Below are 22,450 nucleotides of genomic sequence, written 5' to 3' on the forward strand. Positions count from 1 at the left end.
GAAAAAAATCCCCTGACGGGGCGCTTGAAAACAACACTTCCGTAAATTCTTTCTCGATATCCGGACTGATCAAAGATGGGCGTTTTTCATCGGCCCGCCCCCTAGAACATCGGCGGCAACGGCAACTCTGCCAGACTCCGCGCGCAGAGCAGCTTCGGCTCGCCGACTTCCTTGCCCTGCACCAGCACCTTGAAGGTATCGCCCATGCCGCCGTCGGGCATGATCAGATTCTTCAGGGTCAGGCGCAAGACCCGCGCCTCTTTTTCATCGGCGGCGTGGGCCTCCATCTCGACCAGCACGTCGACAAAGCCGAGGCCGATGAGAAAGCGGCACTGCTCGCCGAAAAAGAACGGCGTCAGCCCCTGCTCTTTCCCCACCCGCTCCAAGGTGGTGAAATCGATATGGGCGGTGATGTCCTGATTGCCGACCCCCTGGTAGGGATTTTCGTTGGAGGTATGGCGGTGGTAGCACATCAGGGTGCCGCCCTGGCGCCAGGGGGCGTAGCGATCCGCCGCCGGATAGCCGTAATCGATGGTGATGACGAAGCCGCGCTTGAGGACGGCGCCGACCCGGGCCATCCAGCGCGGCGCCTCGAGATTGACTTCGGTGCGCTGCCCGTCGATCAGAGTCACCCCCAGCCCGGCAAGATGCGCCTCGATTTCGGGCGTGGACGGGGCGCGCAGCTCCTCGACGAAAGCGCCCTCCCGGTCGACAACATAGATCTCTTGCAGGCGACCGTCCCGCTGCTCCACCAGATGCACGGGGAAGGCATCGACCAGCTCGTTGGTGAGAAAGCAGCCTTCCATCCCCGCCAGCTCATCCAGCGTGCACCAGCGCAGATGCGCCTCGTGCTTGGCGAGCAGGGTCTTCTGCCGCTGCTGATGATCGGGACTGATCTCCACCAGGGCGTACTGCAGGGCCTGATAAAACTCCGGATGCTCGGCGGCGGCCGCGTCGAGAATGTCGAGACACAGATGCCCCTCCCCCGCCCCCTGTTCGGCGATGGTGAAAGGCCCTTTGCCGAGCAGGTGCCACATCTCCTCCAGCTGCCGGCAAATCAGCCGACCGAAGGCCGAATGGACGCTGGTCGAGGTAAAGAAATCCCCCCCCTTGCCGATGCGGTCGCGGGGGGCCATGTAATAGCCGTATTCGGGATGATAGAGACAGTGGCCCATGAATTCGGCGAAGGTGATCCCGCCGCCGGCGTCGATCCGCTCACGGATAAAGGCTTCCAGCTCCGGCCGACCGGCCACGGACATTGGTTCGTTCATTGCTAAACACCCTTGGTAAACGTAATTAAAGCCGGGATTTTACATGAGGGGGGAAGGGATGACAAGAACGGAGTTGTGAAGAATTTCCGGATAACGATGGGAATGATCGGGGCGGTAGCGCCTCCGGGCGAAAGACGCGCCCTGCCATCCGTCGTAAGATAGGGGATACGCGTTACGTTATTGCGAAGAAAATACGCTTTGCAAACGACAACCTCCACCTCTTTCACGGTTTCAAACTGATAATATATCGGCTCAAGGCCTCAAGCTGTCGATCGTCAAACACATGCCCGTAAGAGGGCATGCCACCCGGTCGACCCTTACGGATACTCTCGATGATCTCTTCCCGGGAATTGCCATAGGTCAATTCCGAACGCTGGAGCGATGGGCCCCTTCGGCTTCCGCGACCGTTTCCGCCCGATCCATGGCAGGAGGTGCAAAGGTCGGAAAACAGAACCGCCCCCTCTCTGAAAAGCTCAAGATCGGTTGAGCCGGCGGGCGCAGCAGTGGCCGGCGGTGGGGGTTGTTGAGTTACATTCCGGCGGGAATCTTGATCGCAGCCGAGCAAAAGGCCCAAAAGGAGGGCTGGAGAGATGATCGTCAGGAGAGTGCGACCGTTGAATAGCATCAAAAAAACCCTCAGGAAAAGTCGGAACATTTTTCAACCTCTTGCGCAAACGTAATGTGAGTTTGAATTTTACATGAGGGGGGAAGGAATAACAAGAACGGTGTTGCGAAAGGAGTTGCCAAGCAAGTGGCCGGAAATTCCCCTTGACGAAAAAACCGTTCGACTATAAACACAAGGCATCTTCGCCTCGCCATCCCGCCGACCAACTTCCGACAACACCTCTTGGCCTGGCCGCCGCGCCACAAGGACACATCATGACGCCACTGGATCAGCTGCCGCTCGGACAACCGACCCAATATACCGATCGCTATGACAACCGCCTGCTCTGCCCGGTACCGCGCAGTCTCAAGCGGCAGGAACTTGGCCTTGGCGAACCCCTGCCCTTTGTCGGTGAGGATCAGTGGAACGGCTACGAACTCTCGTGGCTCAATCCCAAAGGCAAGCCGGTCGTGGCGCTGCTGCAGCTGCGCATCCCCTGTCACAGCCCCAACCTGATCGAATCCAAATCCCTCAAGCTCTATCTCAACAGCTACAACCAGACGCCTTTCGCTACGGAGGTGGCCGTGGCCGAACAACTGCGCGCCGACCTGAGCGCCGTCGCCGGAGCCGAGGTCGCGGTGGCCCTGAGCCGCCCGGACGACCTGGAACTCTGGCAGATCGTCCCTTTACCGGGACAGAGCCTCGACGATCTCGACATTACGGTCGACCGTTATCAGGTGGACAGCGATCTGCTGTATTGCCTGCCCGATGCCCCCGAAGTCGAGGAACGCCTTTACAGCCATCTGCTCAAAAGCAACTGCCTGATCACCTCACAACCGGATTGGGCCAGCCTCTGGCTGCACTACCGCGGCCCGGCCATCGATCACGCCGCCCTGCTGCGCTACCTGATCTCCTTCCGCCGACACAACGAATTTCATGAGCAGTGCGTCGAGCGCATCTTCTCCGATGTACTGCGCCGCTGCCGCCCCGTGCAACTGAGCGTCTACGCCCGCTACACCCGCCGCGGCGGACTCGACATCAACCCCTGGCGCAGCACCCACACCCCCCAAGCGCCCAACTGGCGACTGGCCCGGCAATAAGACCCACCCGCTCTCAACCCCGCGATCTCTAAAGCAGCGGCGGCCCCAACACCGGGGTCGCGGCCCCAACACCGGGGTCGGGTCTTGCTTCGCCACAACTTCTCCCGGATCAATTCCAACCAGAACGCCGGTCGCGATTTCGCCGGATCATAGAGGCGGGCGAAACCTATTGTACCGGGGATGAGTCCGCCGCCTGCTCGACAAAAATCAATCCGCTGGTATCGAAACCCGCCTGGCGGGCCTTTTCGATCAGCATATCCACAGTCTCTCGCTCCAGTGTCGGCTGCCGGGAGAGAATCCACAGATAGGAGGTATCGGGACCGCTGATCAGGGCGTAGCGGTAGTGTTCCTGATCGAGGTTGAAGATAATGTAGGAGGCGTAAAAGGGACCGAAAAAAGAAACCTTCAGAAAACCCTCCGTTGGATTGCGCACAAAACGCGCCTTGCCTTCCGCTTCCTTCCACTTCCCCTCGGCCTCGGAGTAGCCGCGATTGATAACGCGAACCGAGCCATCCTCGCGCAGAGAATATTCCGCGCTCACCTTGCTCAAGCCCCGCTCGAAGGAGTGATCCAGCCGGGCGATTTCATACCAGCGCCCGAGATAGCGCTCCAGGTCAAAGGGCTCGACCGGCACGACCCCATCCGGCATACCGACACAGCCCGTCAGCATGGTAGCGATCAGGACAAACCATTTTTTCAGACGGATCATAAAAGCCTCCGGGTGCTGAAACACGCTTGCAATGAGTCATGTCAATTTTTCAACGGCATATTGGGGCTCCCGGCCCCTTCAACTTGACAACTTGAAAGCCTGCCCTTTGCCCCCCCTAACGGCTTAAACTCCCCGCACAGAACTTCATCCGCAATCGTTATTGCGTACAGTCACATCCCGCATCACAAATAGGCGCCTCGGCTTGGACCGCCAGCTTCAAACCCATGGAATGGAGCAGCATAAAGAGGCTTTTGATCTCCGGATTTCCTCTGCGGGAAAGCATCCGGTACATACTTTCCCGGCTCAGGTTGGCTCTGGCGGCAACGGCGCCCATTCCGCCATTGGCCTCGGCGACATTACGCAAGGCCAGAAGAAAAACCTCCCGCTCACCTTCCTCAATGGCGGCATTCAGATAGGCGGCCGCCTCGCAAGGGTCCTTGAGCGCTTCGATCAGGTCTTTTTGATACTCAGTGGACTTGGCCATGGTCTCTTCTCCGCTGATAATCCTGCCAATACTCTTTTGCCTTGGCGATATCCCTCGTCTGCGATGACTTGTCTCCCCCCAGAAGAAGGAGAACAACATGGGCACCGTCAAGGGCAAAATACACACGATAACCAGGGCCGAAATCGACCCGCAGTTCCCTTACCCCTTCACCAACAGAGCGGTTATCTCCCAAATTGCCAAGCCTGGCCCGATCCAATCGAATACGAAGCTTCGCCCTGCCGGCAACATCACGCATCCCCTCCAGCCAATCCTTGAAGGGTCGATTCCCGTTTTCGTCGATGTAATATTCGATATCGTAAGGGTATGTTTGCATATCAATGTAACCTATAAGCTACAATCTGTCAATCGCCCCATCTCACAGCCCCACCAATTACGGAATCATCCCCAACCACTGATGAATGCGCAGCAGGTCGGCGGTTTCGGTGACGAGGAGGGTGGGAATGCCTAGCATTCTCGGAGCTTTGAGGTCGACGGATTCGCGGTCGCCGACGAAGAGGAAGCTTTCCGGCTCGCCGCCGATGTCTTCAAGAATGCGTCGCAGGGTGTCGACGTCGGGCTTGGGGGTCCAGTTGAATTCGATGGTGTAGAGGCGCTTGAAGTAGCTTTCGACCCCGAGCAGGGCGAGGATTTTTTCGGAGAGAGCGAGGTTGTTGTTGGTGTAGAGATAGAGATCCCAGCCTTCGGCCAGGGATTCGAGCAGGGCTTGCAGAATGGGGTCGGTACTGAGGAAGTTTTCGGGACGGACCTGGGTCTGCATGGCGCGATGAAAGTCGACGGCCTCGATGCCCAGGGTCTGGCAGGTGCGGGTCAGCGTCGGTTCCTCTTCAAGCATTTCGGCCAGACGCCGTTTGGACTTGCGCAGTAGGGCGCGGCCTTCCTTCAGCCCCACCCCCCGGGAATCGGCCACCAGCCGCGCGGCCATGGTCTGAATCTCGGCGGCGAGACCGTCGTCCGTATAGAGGGTGCCGTCGAGATCGAAGACGATAGAACGCACCTGACTCATATCACCCAGCATCCAAAAATTCCTTCCCATATAAGCAGGTTACGCGACGGCCCAGCCTAGCAGGCGCGACCGGCGCTGTCAATTTCACTGCCGCCCGACAGCGAGCGGATCGTTGGTGAAGAGCCCGTCGATGCCGAGGCGGCGTAGGGCGCGAATGCGGCCGGGATCGTCGAGGGTCCAGGGGTAAACCGCCAGCCCCGCACGTTTGCAGGCGGCGAGCAGCGGACGGCTGACACAATCCTCCCGGGGATGGAGACTTTCGGCGCCGCAGGCCAGCGCCCGCCGCAACACCCGATGCCAACCCTCCTCTTCGAAGAGAAAGCCGAGGGGCAAGCGGGGCTCGGCCCGCCGCAGACTTTCGAGCAGCCGATGATTGAAGGAAGAAACCAGCACCCGCGCCCGGGGATAACGGGGGAGCAGATCGAGCAGCGCGCGCCCGGCCGAGGCGTCCTTGATTTCGATATTGAGGCGCAGGCGGTCGTCGGCCCAGTCGAGCACTTCGTCCAGCACCGGAATCGGCTCACCGGCAAAACGCGGGGCAAACCAGCTTCCGGCATCGAGGCGGCGCAGTTCCGCCAGGCGCAACTCGGCGACGGCGCCACGGCCGTCGGTGGTACGCTCGACGCGCTCGTCGTGAATGACCACCGGCACGCCGTCGCGGCTCAGATGCACATCCAGCTCGATGCCGTCGGCCCCGGCGGCTTCGGCGGCGGCGAAGGCGACCAGGGTATTCTCCGGCGCATCGGCGGCGGCCCCCCGGTGGGCCCAAATGAATAATTCCATCGTGTCTCCCCGCGCCCCTGGCGCGAACCTGGCGAATCTTGTTTTTCTTGAGCAATCGTGCCATGATACCGCTCGATTAATAATACCGCAAGGACCTCAGGGAGGGTTTACATGGATCGCAATCTGGCATTGGAACTGGTACGCGTTACCGAAGCGGCGGCCCTGGCCAGCAGCCGCTGGGTCGGCAAGGGGGACAAGGTCGCGGCGGATGACGCCGCCACCGAGGCCATGCGCCGCGTCCTCGGCTCGATGGAGATCAACGGCACGGTGGTCATCGGCGAGGGGGAGATGGACGAAGCGCCGATGCTCTACATCGGTGAGCAGCTCGGCAGCGGCGCCGGACCGGAGGTGGACATCGCCGTCGATCCTCTGGAAGGTACCAGCATCTGCGCCAAAGGGATGAACGGGTCCATCGCCACCATTGCCCTCGCCCCGCGCGACGGCTTTCTCCATGCTCCGGATATGTATATGGAAAAACTCGTCGTCGGCCCCCTGGCGAAAGGCGCCATCGACATCAACGAAACCCCGGCGGTCAATCTGCGCCGAGTCGCCGAGGCCAAGGGCCGCCGGGTGGAGGAGCTGACCGTGGTCATCCTCGACCGCCCCCGGCACGAGCGCATGGTCACCGAAATCCGCAAGGCCGGCGCCCGCATCCACCTCATCAGCGACGGCGACGTCGCCCCGGCCATCGCGGCGGCGGTGGAGGAGAGCGGCGTCGACCTGCTCATGGGCATCGGCGGCGCCCCGGAAGGGGTGCTGGCAGCGGCGGCCCTCAAGTGCCTGGGCGGCGACATGCAGGGGCGTCTGGTCTTCATGAGCAAGGAAGAGCGCAACCGCGCCCAAGGGATGGGGATCAACGACTTCGACCGGGTCTACGGCATCGACGACATGGCCAAGGGGGATGTCTTCTTCGCCGCCACCGGCATCACCAGCGGCGACCTGCTCAAAGGGGTGCGCTATTTCCCCGGGGGCGCCTCTACCCACTCCATCGTCATGCGTTCGAAAAGCCGCACCGTACGTTTCATCGAGGCCCGGCATCATTTCGAGCACAAACCGGGTCTTTAATCCATTGGCTCGGAATTGTCGACGGGAAAAACCTCCGACGGCAACTTATGGCTTTTCATCCCTTTTTCAAATTGCTATGATGGCAAGCCGATTTTGCGGACACCCCGGCAGAGCAAGGAGCAGCAATGGCGATCATCACAATCTCTCGCGAAATGGGCAGCTCGGGCATCCCCATCGCCCACAAGGCCGCGGATAAACTCGGTTACACCTTGATCGACGGCGACGCCATCCGCAAGGTTGCCGCCGACTACGGGCTTTCCCCCGAGGCGCTGGAAAACGCCGACGAAAAGCCGCCGGCCTTCGTCCAGACGGTCGATACGAAGACCGAGGCCAATTTTCACCGCATTCAGCTGATCATCCTCGAATACGCCCTCAAGGGGAATGTCATCATCTACGGGCGCGGCGGCCAGGATCTACTCAAGGATATCGACAGCGTCCTGCGGGTGCGCATCATCGCTCCCTTCGAAGACCGGGTCGAGCGCTGGGCCGAACGGGAATGGCTCGATCCTGATCTCGCCCGGGTGCTGGTCCGTAAATCTGACCAGCAGCGCGCCGGCTTCATCAAATACTATTTCGACCGCGACTGGAATGATCCCCTCGCCTACGATCTCATCATCAACACCCTGAGCCTCTCCGAGGAAACCGCCGTCAAGCTCATCTGCGACGCCATCAAGGACCGCAACCTGAACGAGCGGAAGGATCACTGCAAGAAGATCCTTCAGGATCTGATCATCCGCAAGAAGATCGAGACCACCCTCTTCGCCAAGGGGACAATCTGCGGTCTGCACCAGTACCATTTCCATGTCAGGGTCAGCGATGGCCAGGTCACCCTGGACGGCTACCTGCACAGCCGCGAGGACCTCAAAACGGTCCTCGACGTGGTCGCGGGCGTCGACGGTATCAAGGGCGTGACCAACAACCTGGAGTTGCGCCAGTTCCAGGCCAACCCCCGGGAGCACTGATCAATCCTAAGTTTCGAACATTTTCGCGAAAGCCGGCGACCCCGCCGGCTTTTTGCATCCATTTCACCATAAATCGAGAAACCGGCCCTGCGGGGCCTTGATCTGTAACGAATCGAATCAGCAAGGAGCAGGGTACGACCATGGCAGGACATAGCAAATGGGCCAATATCAAGCACCGCAAAGGCGCTCAGGACGCCAAGCGGGGTAAAGTCTTCACCAAACTGATCAAGGAAATCACCGTTGCGGCGAAAATCGGCGGCGGCGATCCGGAAGGGAATCCGCGCCTGCGCACGGCTATCGACAAGGCCAAGGGCGAAAACATGCCCAAGGACAGCATCGAACGCGCCGTCAAAAAAGGGGTCGGCGATCTCGACGGTGTCAACTATGAAGAAGGCACCTTCGAGGGCTACGGTCCCGGCGGCGTGGCGGTCATCGTCGAGTTCATGACCGACAACCGCACCCGCACGGTCGCCGACGTGCGCCACATTTTCACCAAGCACAACGGCAATCTTGGCGTCAACGGCTCGGTCTCCTTCCTCTTCGACCGCAAGGGGCTGATCTCCTTCACCACCGACAAGGATTTCGATACCATCTTTGAAGCGGCACTGGAAGCGGGGGCCGAGGACGTTAAGGATGAGGGAGATGCCTACGAGGTCATCACCGATCCCGTCAACTTCATCGAGGTACGCGAGGCCCTGGCCGCCGCCGGTTTGCAGTGGGACAACGCCGAAATCACCATGATCCCGCAGACGATGGTGGCGTTGGAAGGCAAGCAGGCCGAGCAGATGCTGAAGATGATGGATAAACTGGAAGACAACGACGACGTGCAGAACGTCTACGCCAACTTCGACATCTCCGATGACGATATCGAAAAGATGATGGGGTAGGAGGAAAACAGACCGAAGACTGAAGGCTGAAGACTTAAAGGGAACAACCAAGATTCTCCTTCAGCCTTCAGTCTTCGGTCTTCCGCCTCGACTTATGCGCATTCTAGGGATCGACCCGGGCAGCCGCGTGACCGGCTACGGGCTCATCGAAAAGCAGGGAAGCCGCCTGCGACACATCGACAACGGCGCCATCTTCACCCGCTCCGATGACGAACTGGCGCTGCGCCTGAAGCAGATCTACGATGGGTTGCTCGGCATCATCACCGAGTATCGCCCGGAAGCAGTGGCGGTGGAGCAGATCTTCGTCGCCAAGAACGCGCTTTCCGCCCTCAAACTCGGCCATGCCCGGGGGGGCGCGCTCCTCGCCGGGGTCAACTCGAACCTGCCGGTCTTCGAATATTCGGCCCTGCAGGTCAAGAGCGCCGTGGTCGGCTACGGCCGTGCCGACAAGGCGCAGGTGCAGCAGATGACCCGCACCCTCCTCGCCCTGCCGGAAATCGCCCAGGAAGACGCCGCCGACGCCCTGGCCGTGGCCATCTGTCATGCCCACAGTTGCGGTCTGAACCAGCGCCTGGCCAACGCCCTGGCCGGAAAATCTCGTTAGCCTTCGGTCTTCAGCCTTCAGTCTTCAGCCTTACCAACAGGTCCCCATGATCGCCCTGCTCACCGGAAAACTCGCTTATAAATCGATCGACCACCTGATTATCGACGTCGGCGGCGTCGGCTACCGGGTGAAGATCCCCCTGTCGAGTTTCTACGTCCTCCCCGAAGCCGGTGAGGTGCGACTGCACATCTTCACCTACGTCAAGGAAGACGCCATCCATCTCTACGGCTTTCTCACCGCCGAAGAGAAGGAACTCTTCATCCTCCTTCTCTCGGTTTCGGGGGTGGGACCGAAGCTGGCGGTGAACATCCTCTCCAACATCCCCGCCGCCGATCTGCGTGCGGCCCTGAGCCAGGGGAACGACAAGCGCCTGGCGGCAATCCCCGGCATCGGCAAGAAGACCGCCGACCGCTTGATTCTGGAACTGCGGGAAAAGGTCGGCAAGCTTGCGGCCGCAGCCGGCACTGCCTATCCGAGCGCCCCGCCGACGCGGGCGACAGACACCCTGGACGATACCCTGTCGGCCCTGATCAACCTGGGCTACAAGGAAGCGCAGGCGAGAAAGGCCCTGGAAGCGCTGGAGTTGGCCCCCGACACCCCGGTCGAAGAAGTCCTCAAGGGCGCCCTGAAAATTCTCCTCAAATGATGTGAAAGCGGCCCATGAGCGAACGGATCATCAGCGCCACGGAAAGCGGCGACGACAATTCCTTTGAAAACGGTCTGCGCCCCCGCAGCCTCAAGGAATACGTCGGTCAGTCGAAAGCCAAGGAGAATCTGCAGGTCTTCATCGACGCGGCGCGTAACCGTCAGGAGGCCCTCGACCATGTGCTCTTCTTCGGTCCACCGGGTCTCGGCAAAACCACCCTGGCCAACATCATCGCTTACGAAATGGGGGTGCACATCAAAAGCACCTCGGGGCCGGTGATCGAGAAACCCGGCGATCTGGCGGCGATTCTCACCAATCTGGAAGTCGGCGACGTCCTCTTCATCGACGAGATCCACCGCCTCTCGCCGGTCGTCGAAGAAATCCTCTACCCGGCCATGGAGGATTACCAACTCGATATCATCATCGGCCAGGGCCCTTCGGCGCGCACCATCAAACTCGACCTGCCGCGCTTTACGCTGGTTGGCGCCACTACCCGCGCCGGGCTCCTTTCCTCTCCCCTGCGCGACCGCTTCGGGGTCATTGCCCGCCTGGAATTCTATTCGGACGAGGAGCTGACCACCATCGTCCGGCGCAGCGCCGGGCTGCTCGGCATTCCGACGGATGCGGACGGTGCCGCAGAGATCGCCCGCCGCAGCCGGGGGACGCCGCGCATCGCCAACCGCCTGCTGCGCCGGGCACGGGATTTCGCCGAGGTCACGGGGGACGGCGTCATTTCCCAGGAACTGGCGGATCTGGCCCTGGGGCGGCTGGAAGTGGACCGGCGTGGCTTCGACCACATGGACCGGCTGCTCCTGCTGACCATCATCGACAAGTTTGCCGGCGGACCGGTCGGCCTGGAAACCCTGGCCGCCGCCATCGGCGAGGAAAAGGATACCATCGAGGACGTGATCGAGCCCTTTTTGCTGCAACAGGGCTACCTCAACCGCACCCCCCGAGGGCGTACCGCCACCCCCCTGGCCTACACCCATTTCCACCGTCCCCTCAAAGGAGGGGACGGGCCGCTCTTTGTCAGTCCCGAAAAGACATCCTGAGCGACGACCGGACGACATCCACGGGAGGGGGATCATCATCACGGCAAGGCGCCCATGCACGGACATTCCTTCACCCTGGTCAAAAAAGTCGCTGCCGGCTACCTGCTGCTGGTCCTCTTCTGTCTGGTTGCCATCGGTTACGCCCTGACCGGCCTGCACCGGCAAACCAAGCACTCGCAAGCGCTGGTCGACATCGAGTTCAAGGCCTCGACCCTCTTGCGTTCCCTGCGCCAGAACCTGCTGACTCAGGAACGCCTTTTTCGCCAGGCGCTGGTGCTTCGCGATGAAGAATTGGGGCTCCTTTTTCTGGCGCGCAACGAAGAGTTCGGCGAACAATGGCAACAGCTTGCGGCCATTCCGGGAAATGCTTTTGTCGATCTGCAGCAAGCGGTAGCGCTCTATCGGGCAGCGCAAGCCCCCTGCCGGGAACTGCTGCAAAAAGCGCGTTGGGATGAAACCGGAAGCTGCACCGAAGAACTGGGGCAGGCCCGGGACAACCTTCTTGGCACCCTCGACCGGAATATCGCTGACAGCGAAGGGGCTATCGATCGCCAACTGGCGGAACTGACCGCGCAGAGTCGTCGCGCCTACCGCATTACCGCCCTCTTGGCCTTGCTCGGCATCGGCCTGTCGGCCCCGGTGGTCGCCACGGTGGTGATCGGTATTCATCGTTCGGTGAGGGAGTTGCTGGAAGCCACCCGGCAGATCGCCGAAGGCCGTTTCGATCCAAGCATTCCCCTCGACCGCCGCGACGAATTCGGCCAACTGGCCCGGGAATTCGCCCGCATGGGAGAAAAACTCCGGGAACTCAAAGAGAGCTCTCTCGACGCCAACCCCCTCACCCGCCTGCCGGGGAATCTGGCGCTGGAACGGGAACTGACGGCACGCATCGAGAGTGGCGAGCCCTTCTCCCAACTCTATTTCGATCTCGACCATTTCAAGGTTTACAACGACCGTTACGGCTACCAGGCGGGGAGCGAGATCATTGCCCGGGTCGGCACCCTGATCCGGGAAACACTGGAGAGCCTGGGCGGAACCGACGACCTGCTTGGCCACATCGGCGGGGACGACTATGTGGTGCTGACCGTGCCGGAACGGGCGGAGGCGATCGCCCAGCAGGTCATCCGCGACTTCGACCGCATGATTCCGAGTTGCTATTCGGCCGAGGATGTCGCCGCCGGCGCCTTTACCGGCGTCGATCGTTATGGCGTGGAACGGGTCTTTCCGCTGCTGACCATCTCCATCGCCATCATCGACTCGCAAAATCTCGAAACGTCCTCGGCCGCCGCCATCGGCCGGGAAAGCGCCCGCATGAAGGAGCACCTGAAGTCCCTTCCGGGCAGCAACTATCTCCGCAACCGCCGCCATCGCCTAGGCTGAACCCGGCCTTTTAAGCGGCTGACTCCCACGCCCTTGCGGGCACCATCGCGACTCCCCTATGAATCAGGAACATCTCCAGCGTTTCGCCGAACAACTGGCGCACTGGGCCGGACAGGCCCTGGCGGAAGGCCGTTTTCCCTTCCGCCGCGTCGATCTCCATCCGCCCCTGCTGACCGAGGCTGGAGAAGAATCCCCCGCCCTGGTCTTGTGGATCAACCGGGAAAGCCACATGGCCGGCGGCCTGCTTCTGATTCCGCAAGGGTTGCCGGCAGAGGTGACCGAGAGCGGTCGCCGCTGCGCCGCCGCGCTCGGCTTGCGCCACTTCGCCGTCTGGGCCCCCCATGAGTTGAGTATTTGGGAAATCCGCGCCGACAGCCTTGTCCGTCATCGGGACATTCCCCTTTCCGGGGATCATCCCGGCGCCTTCCAGCAGGCCTTGTGGCAATTGCTGGAGGCGCTCAAACCCCTGTCGGTAATGGGCGCCGTTCCCGCCGCAGACCTGGATGGGAGTTATCTCGCCAACCTCTGGCGCGCCGCGCCAAGGGACAGCCGGGACGCCCTGGAAGAAGGCTTCCGCACCCTCAGGGCGACCCAGCGGGAAGTCGGCGAAGATCCCCGGGAACGGGCCTGCGACAAAGGGGTCTTGACCCTGCTCAGACTTCTGGCTCTGGCCGCCTGCGACCGGCTGCCCAACGGCGGCCCGCCAGAAGGGCTGGAAACCGCCCTGAGCGAAACCCTGAGCGAGCTTCCCGAGGGGCTGCGGGAGTCGCTGGCTCCGGCTCCTTGGGAGATGCCCCTGCCCTTCCCGGTAGCGGTGCGCTTTCACCACCTGGCCCGCCGTTTGGGGCAACTGGATGTGGGGCGCGATCGCGAACGACTGATCCGGGCCCTGGATCTTTTCGCCGCCGGGGAAGATCTCGGCGCCGGGACCGACGACGCCCCGCTGCCCGACTGGGATGAACCGGTTTTGCTGCTGCATCCGCCTCTGAGTACGGCAAAAGAGGGCCGGCGGGCACTCATGGAGGTCGGACGCGCGCCCCTGCTCGCCCTGCTCGCCCTGCGCCGGGAGCTGACCGGTCTGCCGCCGGCGCTGCGCCAGAGCGAGGATATTTTCTCTCTGGCGCCGGCCGTTGCGCCGCGCCTGATCCGGGGCAGACTTGACGAGCGGCGTATTCCCGATCGCGAGGAGCGCGCCATACTGACCACCCGCCTGCGTTCTTCCTGGCCTACCCGCCGCTTTCGTCTCGACGCCAAGGCTCCGCGCTGGCACTGGGAGTTTCTGCACCTGCTCGGCCTTGCCGCCGAAGAGGGGCACATCATCCTCGACACGCCGAGGGGCTGGCTGAACGCTCCGGCGGGCGCAGCCTTGGTGGAACTGCTGCGGGAAGAATTCACCCTGGTCGAAGTGACGCTGACCGGCGCCGGGGGACTGCACCTGGAATTGGTGAAGGCGCGCCGACCGGAGCAGGGGACGCGCTTTCTCCGGACGGCCGGGGAACGCACCCTCCCTTGGCGTGAGCTGGTCGCGGGGCACCGCGCCCTCCTGACCCTGGCCCTGACCCTCGACGATGGCCTCTTCGCCCTGCTGGAAAGCGGGCGGCTCGCCATTCCCACCCCCGATGACTGGCCGGCCGATCGAGGGACGGAAGTCTTTCTCTTCAGCCGTTCGACCCTCGGCCGCCATCTCTGGTCCATCGTCGCCGGCGACCGCCCCCTGCCGGAGGTCGGCACCCTGTGCGAATGCGCCCGGCGTTTCGGCCTGCCCCTGCCGGGGCGGGAGGTGCTCGATCAGCTGCGTCTGCTCGACTGGCACCGCGGGCGGCCGTTGCCCGCGACCGAGCTGCTCGATCAGGCCGTCGAGCGCTGGCTCGGCTCGACCCGGCCCGCATCCGAGACCGGCGATGTGCCTCCGGCGTCCCCCGCCCCGCCCCGCCCGACGCCCCCTTCGGCCGCGCTTTTGGCGCGGATCGTCGCCCGGGTCTTTGTCGACGGCATCCCGCGTTTTCCCGAGCATTATCTCTACGACCATTACCGGCCGGAACTCGTCGATTATCGGATGACCCCGCCGTTGGCCCTGCGGGAAGAGTTTTTCGGCCGCTTTACCCTGGTCGACGGCGACGACAAAACCCTGATCGTCGACGGCGAGGAGACCGCGCAGGCGCTGCTGCTGGCGGCGGCGGGCGGCCGCCGGGAGGTCGCCCTGCCCCGCGAGCGGGCGTTGACGGAAGCGATCCTTGCCCGCTACCGGGCCGACCTGCGCGCGCTCCGTGGGAAGTTGATCCAAGCCTGCCATGCCGCCATCCCGCAGGCCGCGACGGCGGATCGTATGGTCGAGAAACTGTGGCGGGATCAAAACCTGCCCCCGGCGTCCTTCCTGGGCGAGGCCGATTGACAAAGGACCGACAAGGGACGAAAATGGGCTTTCTCATCAACCCAGGAATCGAGCTGTCATGAACATTTTGCTGCACACCTGCTGCGCCAACTGCGCCATCTATCCCGTCGATCGCCTGCGTGACGCCGGCCATGCGGTGACCGGTTATTTTTATAATCCGAATATCCATCCCTACCTGGAATTCCGCCGCCGCCTCGATACCCTCAAGGAGTACGCCGAGTTGCGTGACTTACCGGTTGTTTATCGGGAAGACTATCAGCTCGCCGAATTTCTCGGCGCGGTCGCCGCCGACCCCGCCAATCGCTGCGGCTACTGCTATCAAGTGCGGCTCGCCGAAACGGCAAAGGTCGCGGCGGAGCAAGGGTTTGACGGCTTCACCTCGACCCTGCTCTACTCCCGCTTCCAGAAACACGAGGAGATCCGCCTCGCCGGAGAGGATCTCGCCCGCCGTTACGGCCTGACCTTCATCTATGAGGATTTCCGCAAGGGCTGGAACCTCGGTGTCGCCGAATCGAAACGCCTCGGTCTCTACCGCCAGCAATATTGCGGTTGTATCTATTCGGAATACGACCGTTACGCGCCGCGCCCAGGGAAGTGACCGATGCCGCCGGGCCGTCTGCTCATCATCCTCGGGGTCGTCCTCATCCTGGCCGGCCTGCTCCTGACCTATGGCGGACGCATCCCCTGGCTCGGCAAATTGCCGGGGGATATCCGCATCGAGCGGGAAAACTTCTCCTTCTATTTCCCCCTGGCCACCAGCCTGCTGGTCTCCCTCCTCCTCTCCCTGCTCTTCTGGCTCTTCCGCCGCTGACGCCCCTTGCCAAGACCCGGGGCGACTCCTATAATGACCCGACCTTTTAATCTTCTTCTCCCGGAAAGCCTCTGTCTATGACCACCCCCGCGATTCCGCACAATTCGATCGGCCTGGCCCTCGGCAGCGGGGCCGCCCGGGGACTGGCGCACATCGGCGTGCTCAAGGTGCTCGAAGCCGAAGGCATTCCGATCGGCTGTATCGCCGGCACCTCCATCGGTGCCCTGATCGGCGCCCTCTACGCCGCCGGGGTGCCGCTGACGCGGATGGAAGAGGTGGCGCGCAATGTCGACTGGCAGCAGATGGCCGGACTGATCGACCCGATCATCCCCACCTCCGGGCTGATCGACGGCAAGAAAGTCGCCCACTTCATCTCCGAACTCTTGCCGGTGGAAACTTTCGAGGAGTTGCGCATGCCCCTGGCGGTGCTCGCCACCGACGTCGAAAGCGGCGAACTGCTGGTCATCCGCCGCGGCCTGCTGCGGGAAGCGCTGCGGGCGGCGATCTCCTTCCCCGGCATCTTCACGCCGGTACACTTCGCCGGACGTTTTCTTGTCGACGGCGGCCTGTGCAATCCGGTCCCCGTGGATGTCGCCCGCGACCTCGGGGCAACGCGGGTGATCGGCGTCTGCGCCATCCCCGAAGTGGAGAAACGCCCCCAGGAGGCTTTTCTCCCCAATCCCCGCCGGGATCAGCCGCGCAAAAATCCTCTCTTCGATTTTTTCGATTCATCGATGGTCGAGAGGCTGCTGCGCGATCTCTGGCCCCTGGGCGAAAGCGACGAACCCCGCCATCTGGAAAAGGGCCGTAAGCCGCCGGGGCTGCTGCGCATCTTCGCCCAGTGCATCGCCATCATGGAGAACGAAATCAACAGCCTGCGCCTGGCCCGGGATGGGGCGGACGTGTTGCTGCGCCCGGAACTCAACGGCGTTACCCTGCTCGAATTCAACAAGGCCGATGAGATCATCCACGCCGGCGAAGAGGCTGCGCGCGCCGAGCTCGCCGCCATCCGTGCCCTGACCGGCCATTGAAACCTTTGAAATTTATGTTATTTTTAGGCCAGCATAAAACCTGAAGAGCGGCGCCTCGCGCTGCTGAAACGGAACCGTCCCCCCTCATTCACCAAGGAGAATGCCATGTTTGAACTGATCGAAAAAACCCTGCTGGCCGGCATGGGCGCCGTCTCTCTCAGCCAGAAAAAGGGCGAGGAACTGATTCAGGACCTCAAACAGCGCTTCAACGTCACCGAGGAAGAGGGCAAAGCCCTGCTCGACAAGTTGCAAGGCGCGGCCAAGGATACCCAGAAGAAGCTGGAGGAAATGGCGTTACAGGAAGTGAAAAAAGCCTGTGAGCGGATCGGGGTGGCCACCGGCGAGGAGCACGCCGCGCTCAAGCAGCGCGTCAAGGATCTGGAAGAAAAACTCCGGGCTCAAGGGGAATAATTCGCCTCCATGCTCTCCTTTCTGCGGCTCAACCGCAATATCCGAACCATCCGCCGTTATCGCAACGTGCTTGGTATCCTCATCAAGTACGGCTTCGGGCATATTGTCGAAGAGCTTAACCTCAACTACTATCTCGAACTGGGCCGGCGCATCGTCACCTTGGGGACGGCCCCCAAAGAGATCGAGCGACTCAGCCAGCCGGAGCGGTTGCGGCTGGCCATGGTCGAGCTCGGCCCAACCTTCATCAAACTCGGCCAGATCCTCTCGACTCGCCCCGATATCATCCCCAAGGAATATGCCGACGAATTCGGCAAGCTGCAGGACAAGGTTCCCTCCCTCCCCTATGAGGAAATCGAGGCCTACATTCGCGAGGAGCTCGGCGCGCCTGCGGATGAGCTTTTCAGCGAACTCTCCCCCATTCCCCTGGCCGCCGCCTCCATCGCCCAGGTGCACCGAGGGCGGCTGAAGAACGGCGACGAGGTCGTCATCAAGGTACGTCGTCCCGGGATCAAGCAGGTCATCGAGACCGATGTCGACATTTTGCTGGGTCTGGCCTATCTCATCGAAAACCACATCCCCCAGGCGGACATCTACGATCCGGTCGGGGTGGTCAAGGAATTCCGCCGCACCATCAACCGCGAAATGGACTTCACCCGCGAAGGCCATACCATCGACCGTTTCGGCAACAATTTCGCAAACTCCGACACCGTGCACGTGCCCAAGGTACATTGGCCCCTGACCGGCGAGGGGTTACTGACCATGGAGTACATCGACGGGATCAAGGTTTCCAATATCCGGCGGCTGCAGGAAGAAGGGTACGATCTCAAGGCGATTGCCCGTAACGGCGCCGACGCCTTTCTCAAGCAGGTGCTGGTCGATGGCCTTTTTCACGGCGACCCCCACCCCGGCAACTTTTTCATCCTGCCGGGCAACAGCATCTGCATGCTCGATTACGGTATGGTCGGGCGGCTGGACAACGAAGTCAAATACCAGCTGGTCGATCTCTTGCTGGCGATTCTGCAGCGGGATGTCGACACCGTCATCACCCTGCTCCTCTATTCTGGCGACATCGCCGAGGATATCGACAACAAGCAGCTCAAGCGCGACCTGACCGAACTGATCGACAACTACTATGAAATCCCCCTGCAGGAAATCAACGCCGGGCGCCTGCTCACCGAATTCATCGAAATTCTCACGGTCTACCGGATCAAATTCCCCGCCGACCTGATGCTTCTCGGCAAGGCGCTGATCACCATTGAGGGGATCGGCCGACAACTCGATCCCGCTTTCAACATGATCGACCACTTGCGCCCCTTCATGGAAAAACTGGTGCGCGACAAGGTCACCCCCAGCCATCTTTCCAAGGAAATGGTCCGAGTGGTGCAATCCTACGGCGCCCTGGCCAAGAATCTCCCCCGGGATCTCAAGGAGTTCATCAATCGCGTCAATCGCAACAAATTCAAGATCGATCTGGAGCACCGCGGCCTGGAAAAGCTCATCACCGACCTCGATAAATCGAGCAACCGCCTCTCATTCAGCATGCTCATCGCCGCCCTGATCATCGGCTCGTCGCTGATCATGCAGACCGACAAGGGCCCCATGCTCTTCGGTTTTCCCATGCTCGGCTTTCTCGGCTACTCCATCGCCGGCTTTCTCGGCCTGTGGCTGGCCATCGCCATCCTCCGCTCGGGACGCCTCTGACCCCTCCCACATCCTGTGGCACTGTGGCCACAACGCCACAAGAGATCGTGTGCATCTGCAACACCTCTCCAGAGCCGACTCACCATCGATAATATTTTCCCTATACATTTCGGCTACTTAAAAAAGTTCATCAGTTGGCAAGACCCTTGCATTAATAAAAATCGCAACCTGCGATTCAGTATGCCAAGGGAGATTCCCAGATGATCTATCAAAGCACCATTGCCAAAGCCATTACCCTCGCCGGAGTCGGCCTCCATTCGGGCCGGACCATCCGCATGCACCTGCGCCCCGCGGAGGCCGGTAACGGCATTGTCTTTCATCGTTCCGAAGGGGAGCGCACGGTATCCATCGAAGCGATCTCCGCCAATGTCGTCGATACCCGCCTGGCCACCGTCATCGGCAAGAGCGGCCTGACCGTTTCGACGGTAGAACACCTGATGGCCGCCCTTTGCGCCCTGGGGATCGACAACCTGCACATCGATATCGATGGACCGGAAGTTCCGATCATGGACGGTAGCGCCCATTATTTCGTCAAAGCGATCCGTAAGGCGGGCCTGCGTTCCCTCCCCCGCAGCCGCAAGTTTCTCGCCATCCGCAAGCCGCTCACGGTCATCGACGGGGAAAAACGGGTGACGGTCATTCCTTCCCGCTTCTTCCGGATCACCGCAGACATCGCTTTCGATCACCCGGCGATCGGCCTGCAACATCGTTCGGTGAAAGTGACGCCCGACTTCTTCCGCCGGGAACTGGCCGCGGCCCGGACCTTCGGCTTCCTCAAGGAAGTGGAATATCTCAAGGCCAACGGCCTGGCTCAGGGCGGCTCCCTGGAAAACGCTGTGGTCATCGGCGATGAGGGGGTTCTCAACCCCGAAGGCCTGCGTTTTCAAGACGAATTCGTCCGCCACAAGATCCTCGATGCCATTGGCGATTTCAGTTTGGCTGGTTTCCCGGTTCTGGGCCACTTCAAGACCTTCAAGTCGGGGCATGACATCAACCATAAAATGATTGAGAAGATTCTCGCGACCCCCGATGCCTGGCATCTGGTAGAATTCACGGAAAAGGACCTGCAGGAAGCATTGCTGGCCGCGCCCCCCGCGCTTGCCGCCGGGCTGGCCCTTTCCGAAGCCTGATCCTTTCCGGCGAACAGAACAAAAAAGGCAGCCTCTGGCTGCCTTTTTTGTTCCGCATCGGGGCCGTTCGACGAAACCTTGCCAAACACGTTGATATTATTTTAGAATTGCATATTTGAGTCGTTTATTCGAGGCCTCGCATGTCCACCCCCCACGTTCCACAATCAGACCCGACGGAAAACCGGAAACGGCGCCGCGAATGGTTGCTGATCCTCGCCCTCCTCGTCCTGGTCGCGATTTTTTCCAACTTCGAGTCGCAACTTCTCGATCTTTCGTCGAAACTTCCCCTTTCCAACACGATCCTCGTGCTGGCCTTGATCAACGTCAACATCCTGCTGATCCTGCTTTTTCTCTTTCTGGTCTTCAGAAATCTTTTCAAGCTGATTCTGGATCGACGCAGCAATGTCCCCGGGGCGCGACTCCGATCCAAGCTGGTGGTCGCCTTTGTTTCCCTCTCCCTGATTCCCACCCTGCTGCTCTTTTTCGTTTCCGCCGGGTTCATCACCAGCTCCATCGAAAGCTGGTTCAATACCCAGGTCGAAACATCCCTCCAAGAGGCTCTGGAGGTCGCAGAAATCTATTACGAGACTTCGGCGGCCAATGCCCTCTACTATGCCGAGCAACTGGCGAATACCATCCGACAGGAGAAGCTGCTCAATGAGGAGAATCTGCCGCGCCTCAAAGAGCTGATCAAAACCAAGCAGCAGGAATACAATCTCGGCGTCGTCGAGGTCTTTTCTTCCACCTATGAGGAACTGGTCCGCGCCGCCAACCCGCAGATCCCGACAGCGGAGTTCACCGATCCCGGCTCGGAGAATATCCGCGAGGGGCTACAAGGCAAACGCTTCACTCGTATTACTCCCATCGGCAAAGCCGATCTGATCCGTGGCATCGTACCGGTTCGATCCAACTGGAATCCCGAGGATGTGGTGGCGGTCGTGGTCGTCAACTACTACGTCCCCCATTCCCTGGTCAAGAAAATGAAGGAGATCTCGTCTTCATACGAACAGTACAAAGAAACCAAGCTCCTCAAAAACAAGATCAAAAAGGGTTATGTCGCGGTTCTATTGCTGATCGCCCTAGTCATCGTCTTTCTCGCTACCTGGTTCGGCTTTCGCCTGGCGAGAGGCATTACCGTCCCGATCCAGGAGCTGGCCCAAGCCACCAGCCGGGTCGCCGACGGCGATCTCACGGTGCAGATTGAACAGCTGGGGGACGACGAAATCGGCAGTCTGGTCAAGGCCTTCAACCAGATGACTGACGATCTGCGCAAAGGGCAGGAAGAAATCCGTAAAGCCAACCAGGACTTACAGGCCACCTATGCGGAAATAGATCAGCGTCGCCGTTATATGGAAACCGTCCTGAAAAATGTTACCGCCGGGGTTATCTCCGTCGACCAGGACGGCTTTATCAGCACCATCAACAAGTCGGCGGAAAATCTGCTCAAGATCCAGCCAGGGCAGATCGTCGGCCGCAGTTTCTGGGATGTGGTCAGCGTCGAACACCTGCCCATGGTCAAGGAGTTTCTCAAGGATCTGAAACTCTCCGGCAAAGATTCGATTCGCAAGCAGGTCACGATCCCCGTGCAGGAGAACCGGGTGACCTTCCTCTTCAACATTACGACCCTGCGGGATGAAAATCAGGAATTTCTCGGCACGGTCGTCGTCTTCGACGACCTCACCCACATCATCAAGGCCCAGCGCATGGCCGCCTGGCGGGAAGTCGCCCGGCGCATTGCCCATGAGATCAAAAACCCCCTGACCCCCATCCAACTCTCGGCGCAACGCCTGCGGCGCCGCTATCTCGATCGTTTCAGCGATGACGACAAGGTTTTTGACGAATGCACGCGCATGATTGTAACCCAGGTCGACGAATTGAAGAATCTGGTCAATGAATTTTCCAACTTCGCCCGGATGCCGGCCGGGAATCCGACCCTGAACAATCTCAATGAACTGATCAGCGAAACCCTGATTCTCTACCAGGAAGGACATAAAGATATCCGTTTCATCTTCGAGCCCGGCCGCGAAATCCCCCCCTTCAGTCTCGACCGGGAACAGATCAAGCGGGTCCTCATCAATCTCTTCGAAAATGCCATCAGCGCCGTGCAGGAAATAGCGTCCCCCACCATTACCGTGGAAACCAGCTACAACCCTTCCCTGCAGATGGTTACTTTCGCCGTGATCGATAACGGCTGCGGGATCCATCCCGACGACAAGCCCCGACTCTTCGAGCCTTATTTTTCCACCAAAAAAACCGGATCGGGACTCGGATTGGCGATTGTTTCTACCATTGTCTCCGACCATCACGGCTACATCCGTGTCAAAGACAACCCTCCACAAGGAACAAAATTCATTGTCGAGCTGCCCGTGAGCGAAAACAGCCTACCGGCTTGAACTAAAAAGG

The 22,450-nt window shown here is 60.8% G+C and carries 23 protein-coding genes; 16 read left to right on the forward strand and 7 right to left on the reverse strand.

From position 1 onward, the window contains the following. Window positions 1–101 precede the first annotated feature (101 nt). The gene (locus tag BQ4888_RS14335; protein WP_240746355.1) at window positions 102–1,271 is read right to left on the reverse strand and encodes a class I SAM-dependent methyltransferase; all 1,170 of its coding nucleotides are present in this window, start codon (window positions 1,269–1,271) and stop codon (window positions 102–104) included. 223 nt (window positions 1,272–1,494) lie between these two features. Next, window positions 1,495–1,926, reverse strand: coding sequence for a c-type cytochrome (locus BQ4888_RS18010; protein WP_092057959.1), 432 nt, complete (start codon window positions 1,924–1,926; stop codon window positions 1,495–1,497). Window positions 1,927–2,150: 224 nt separating this feature from the next. Here BQ4888_RS18010 and queF point away from each other — a divergent pair, with 224 nt between their 5' ends. Next, window positions 2,151–2,975 (forward strand): NADPH-dependent 7-cyano-7-deazaguanine reductase QueF, encoded by an 825-nt coding sequence (gene queF / locus BQ4888_RS14345; RefSeq protein WP_092057960.1) that lies wholly within the window; start codon window positions 2,151–2,153, stop codon window positions 2,973–2,975. A gap of 166 nt (window positions 2,976–3,141) precedes the next feature. Here the strand turns inward: queF and BQ4888_RS14350 are convergent, their stop codons facing one another. From BQ4888_RS14350 to BQ4888_RS14370, 5 genes are all read right to left on the reverse strand, one after another. Continuing rightward, entirely contained in the window at window positions 3,142–3,684 is a 543-nt protein-coding gene (locus BQ4888_RS14350; protein ID WP_205748020.1) for a lipocalin family protein, read from the reverse strand. A gap of 157 nt (window positions 3,685–3,841) precedes the next feature. Next, complete coding sequence (locus BQ4888_RS14355) at window positions 3,842–4,168, reverse strand: addiction module antidote protein (RefSeq protein WP_092057961.1); 327 nt, start codon at window positions 4,166–4,168, stop codon at window positions 3,842–3,844. Continuing rightward, the gene (locus BQ4888_RS14360; protein WP_092057962.1) at window positions 4,152–4,502 is read right to left on the reverse strand and encodes a type II toxin-antitoxin system RelE/ParE family toxin; all 351 of its coding nucleotides are present in this window, start codon (window positions 4,500–4,502) and stop codon (window positions 4,152–4,154) included. Before BQ4888_RS14360 ends, BQ4888_RS14355 begins: the two co-directional genes overlap by 17 nt. Before the next feature lie 57 nt (window positions 4,503–4,559). Continuing rightward, window positions 4,560–5,192, reverse strand: a complete 633-nt coding sequence (locus tag BQ4888_RS14365; protein WP_170232891.1) for an HAD family hydrolase — start codon at window positions 5,190–5,192, stop codon at window positions 4,560–4,562. Window positions 5,193–5,276: 84 nt separating this feature from the next. Continuing rightward, window positions 5,277–5,975: a glycerophosphodiester phosphodiesterase gene (locus BQ4888_RS14370; protein WP_092057964.1), complete on the reverse strand. Its 699-nt coding sequence runs from the start codon at window positions 5,973–5,975 to the stop codon at window positions 5,277–5,279. Between the two features lie 111 nt (window positions 5,976–6,086). On the opposite strand from BQ4888_RS14370, the gene glpX reads away from it, so the two are divergent. The 15 genes from glpX (at window position 6,087) to BQ4888_RS14445 (ending at window position 22,440) form a co-directional block, all read left to right on the forward strand. Then, window positions 6,087–7,040, forward strand: coding sequence for a class II fructose-bisphosphatase (gene glpX / locus BQ4888_RS14375; RefSeq protein ID WP_092057965.1), 954 nt, complete (start codon window positions 6,087–6,089; stop codon window positions 7,038–7,040). 125 nt (window positions 7,041–7,165) lie between these two features. Beyond that, on the forward strand, window positions 7,166–8,002 hold the full coding sequence (locus BQ4888_RS14380; protein WP_092057966.1) for a cytidylate kinase family protein: 837 nt from the start codon (window positions 7,166–7,168) through the stop codon (window positions 8,000–8,002). Window positions 8,003–8,142: 140 nt separating this feature from the next. Continuing rightward, a complete protein-coding gene (locus BQ4888_RS14385) occupies window positions 8,143–8,889 on the forward strand; it encodes a YebC/PmpR family DNA-binding transcriptional regulator (RefSeq protein WP_092057967.1) in 747 nt (248 codons plus the stop codon). A 94-nt stretch (window positions 8,890–8,983) separates the two neighbouring features. Continuing rightward, window positions 8,984–9,493 carry a crossover junction endodeoxyribonuclease RuvC gene (gene ruvC, locus BQ4888_RS14390; protein WP_092057968.1) on the forward strand — a complete coding sequence of 170 codons (510 nt, stop codon included), beginning with the start codon at window positions 8,984–8,986 and terminating at the stop codon, window positions 9,491–9,493. A 46-nt stretch (window positions 9,494–9,539) separates the two neighbouring features. Continuing rightward, window positions 9,540–10,139 carry a Holliday junction branch migration protein RuvA gene (gene ruvA / locus BQ4888_RS14395; protein WP_092057969.1) on the forward strand — a complete coding sequence of 200 codons (600 nt, stop codon included), beginning with the start codon at window positions 9,540–9,542 and terminating at the stop codon, window positions 10,137–10,139. 14 nt (window positions 10,140–10,153) lie between these two features. Beyond that, window positions 10,154–11,191, forward strand: a complete 1,038-nt coding sequence (gene ruvB / locus BQ4888_RS14400; protein ID WP_092057970.1) for a Holliday junction branch migration DNA helicase RuvB — start codon at window positions 10,154–10,156, stop codon at window positions 11,189–11,191. A 54-nt stretch (window positions 11,192–11,245) separates the two neighbouring features. Then, window positions 11,246–12,571, forward strand: a complete 1,326-nt coding sequence (locus BQ4888_RS14405; protein ID WP_092057971.1) for a GGDEF domain-containing protein — start codon at window positions 11,246–11,248, stop codon at window positions 12,569–12,571. Window positions 12,572–12,629: 58 nt separating this feature from the next. Next, window positions 12,630–14,963 (forward strand): hypothetical protein, encoded by a 2,334-nt coding sequence (locus tag BQ4888_RS14410; protein ID WP_092057972.1) that lies wholly within the window; start codon window positions 12,630–12,632, stop codon window positions 14,961–14,963. 58 nt (window positions 14,964–15,021) lie between these two features. Next, window positions 15,022–15,561 carry an epoxyqueuosine reductase QueH gene (locus tag BQ4888_RS14415; RefSeq protein WP_092057973.1) on the forward strand — a complete coding sequence of 180 codons (540 nt, stop codon included), beginning with the start codon at window positions 15,022–15,024 and terminating at the stop codon, window positions 15,559–15,561. A gap of 3 nt (window positions 15,562–15,564) precedes the next feature. Then, the gene (locus tag BQ4888_RS14420; protein WP_092057974.1) at window positions 15,565–15,774 is read left to right on the forward strand and encodes a DUF2905 domain-containing protein; all 210 of its coding nucleotides are present in this window, start codon (window positions 15,565–15,567) and stop codon (window positions 15,772–15,774) included. A gap of 77 nt (window positions 15,775–15,851) precedes the next feature. Next, window positions 15,852–16,805, forward strand: coding sequence for a patatin-like phospholipase family protein (locus tag BQ4888_RS14425; protein ID WP_092057975.1), 954 nt, complete (start codon window positions 15,852–15,854; stop codon window positions 16,803–16,805). Window positions 16,806–16,910: 105 nt separating this feature from the next. After that, the gene (locus BQ4888_RS14430) at window positions 16,911–17,216 is read left to right on the forward strand and encodes a phasin family protein (protein ID WP_092057976.1); all 306 of its coding nucleotides are present in this window, start codon (window positions 16,911–16,913) and stop codon (window positions 17,214–17,216) included. Window positions 17,217–17,225: 9 nt separating this feature from the next. Continuing rightward, complete coding sequence (locus BQ4888_RS14435; protein ID WP_092057977.1) at window positions 17,226–18,917, forward strand: ABC1 kinase family protein; 1,692 nt, start codon at window positions 17,226–17,228, stop codon at window positions 18,915–18,917. A gap of 200 nt (window positions 18,918–19,117) precedes the next feature. Then, entirely contained in the window at window positions 19,118–20,047 is a 930-nt protein-coding gene (gene lpxC / locus BQ4888_RS14440; protein ID WP_092057978.1) for a UDP-3-O-acyl-N-acetylglucosamine deacetylase, read from the forward strand. Window positions 20,048–20,187: 140 nt separating this feature from the next. Further along, on the forward strand, window positions 20,188–22,440 hold the full coding sequence (locus BQ4888_RS14445; RefSeq protein WP_092057979.1) for a sensor histidine kinase: 2,253 nt from the start codon (window positions 20,188–20,190) through the stop codon (window positions 22,438–22,440). Window positions 22,441–22,450 lie beyond the last annotated feature (10 nt).

This window comes from Desulfuromonas acetexigens, assembly GCF_900111775.1.
GTDB lineage: Bacteria > Desulfobacterota > Desulfuromonadia > Desulfuromonadales > Trichloromonadaceae > Trichloromonas > Trichloromonas acetexigens.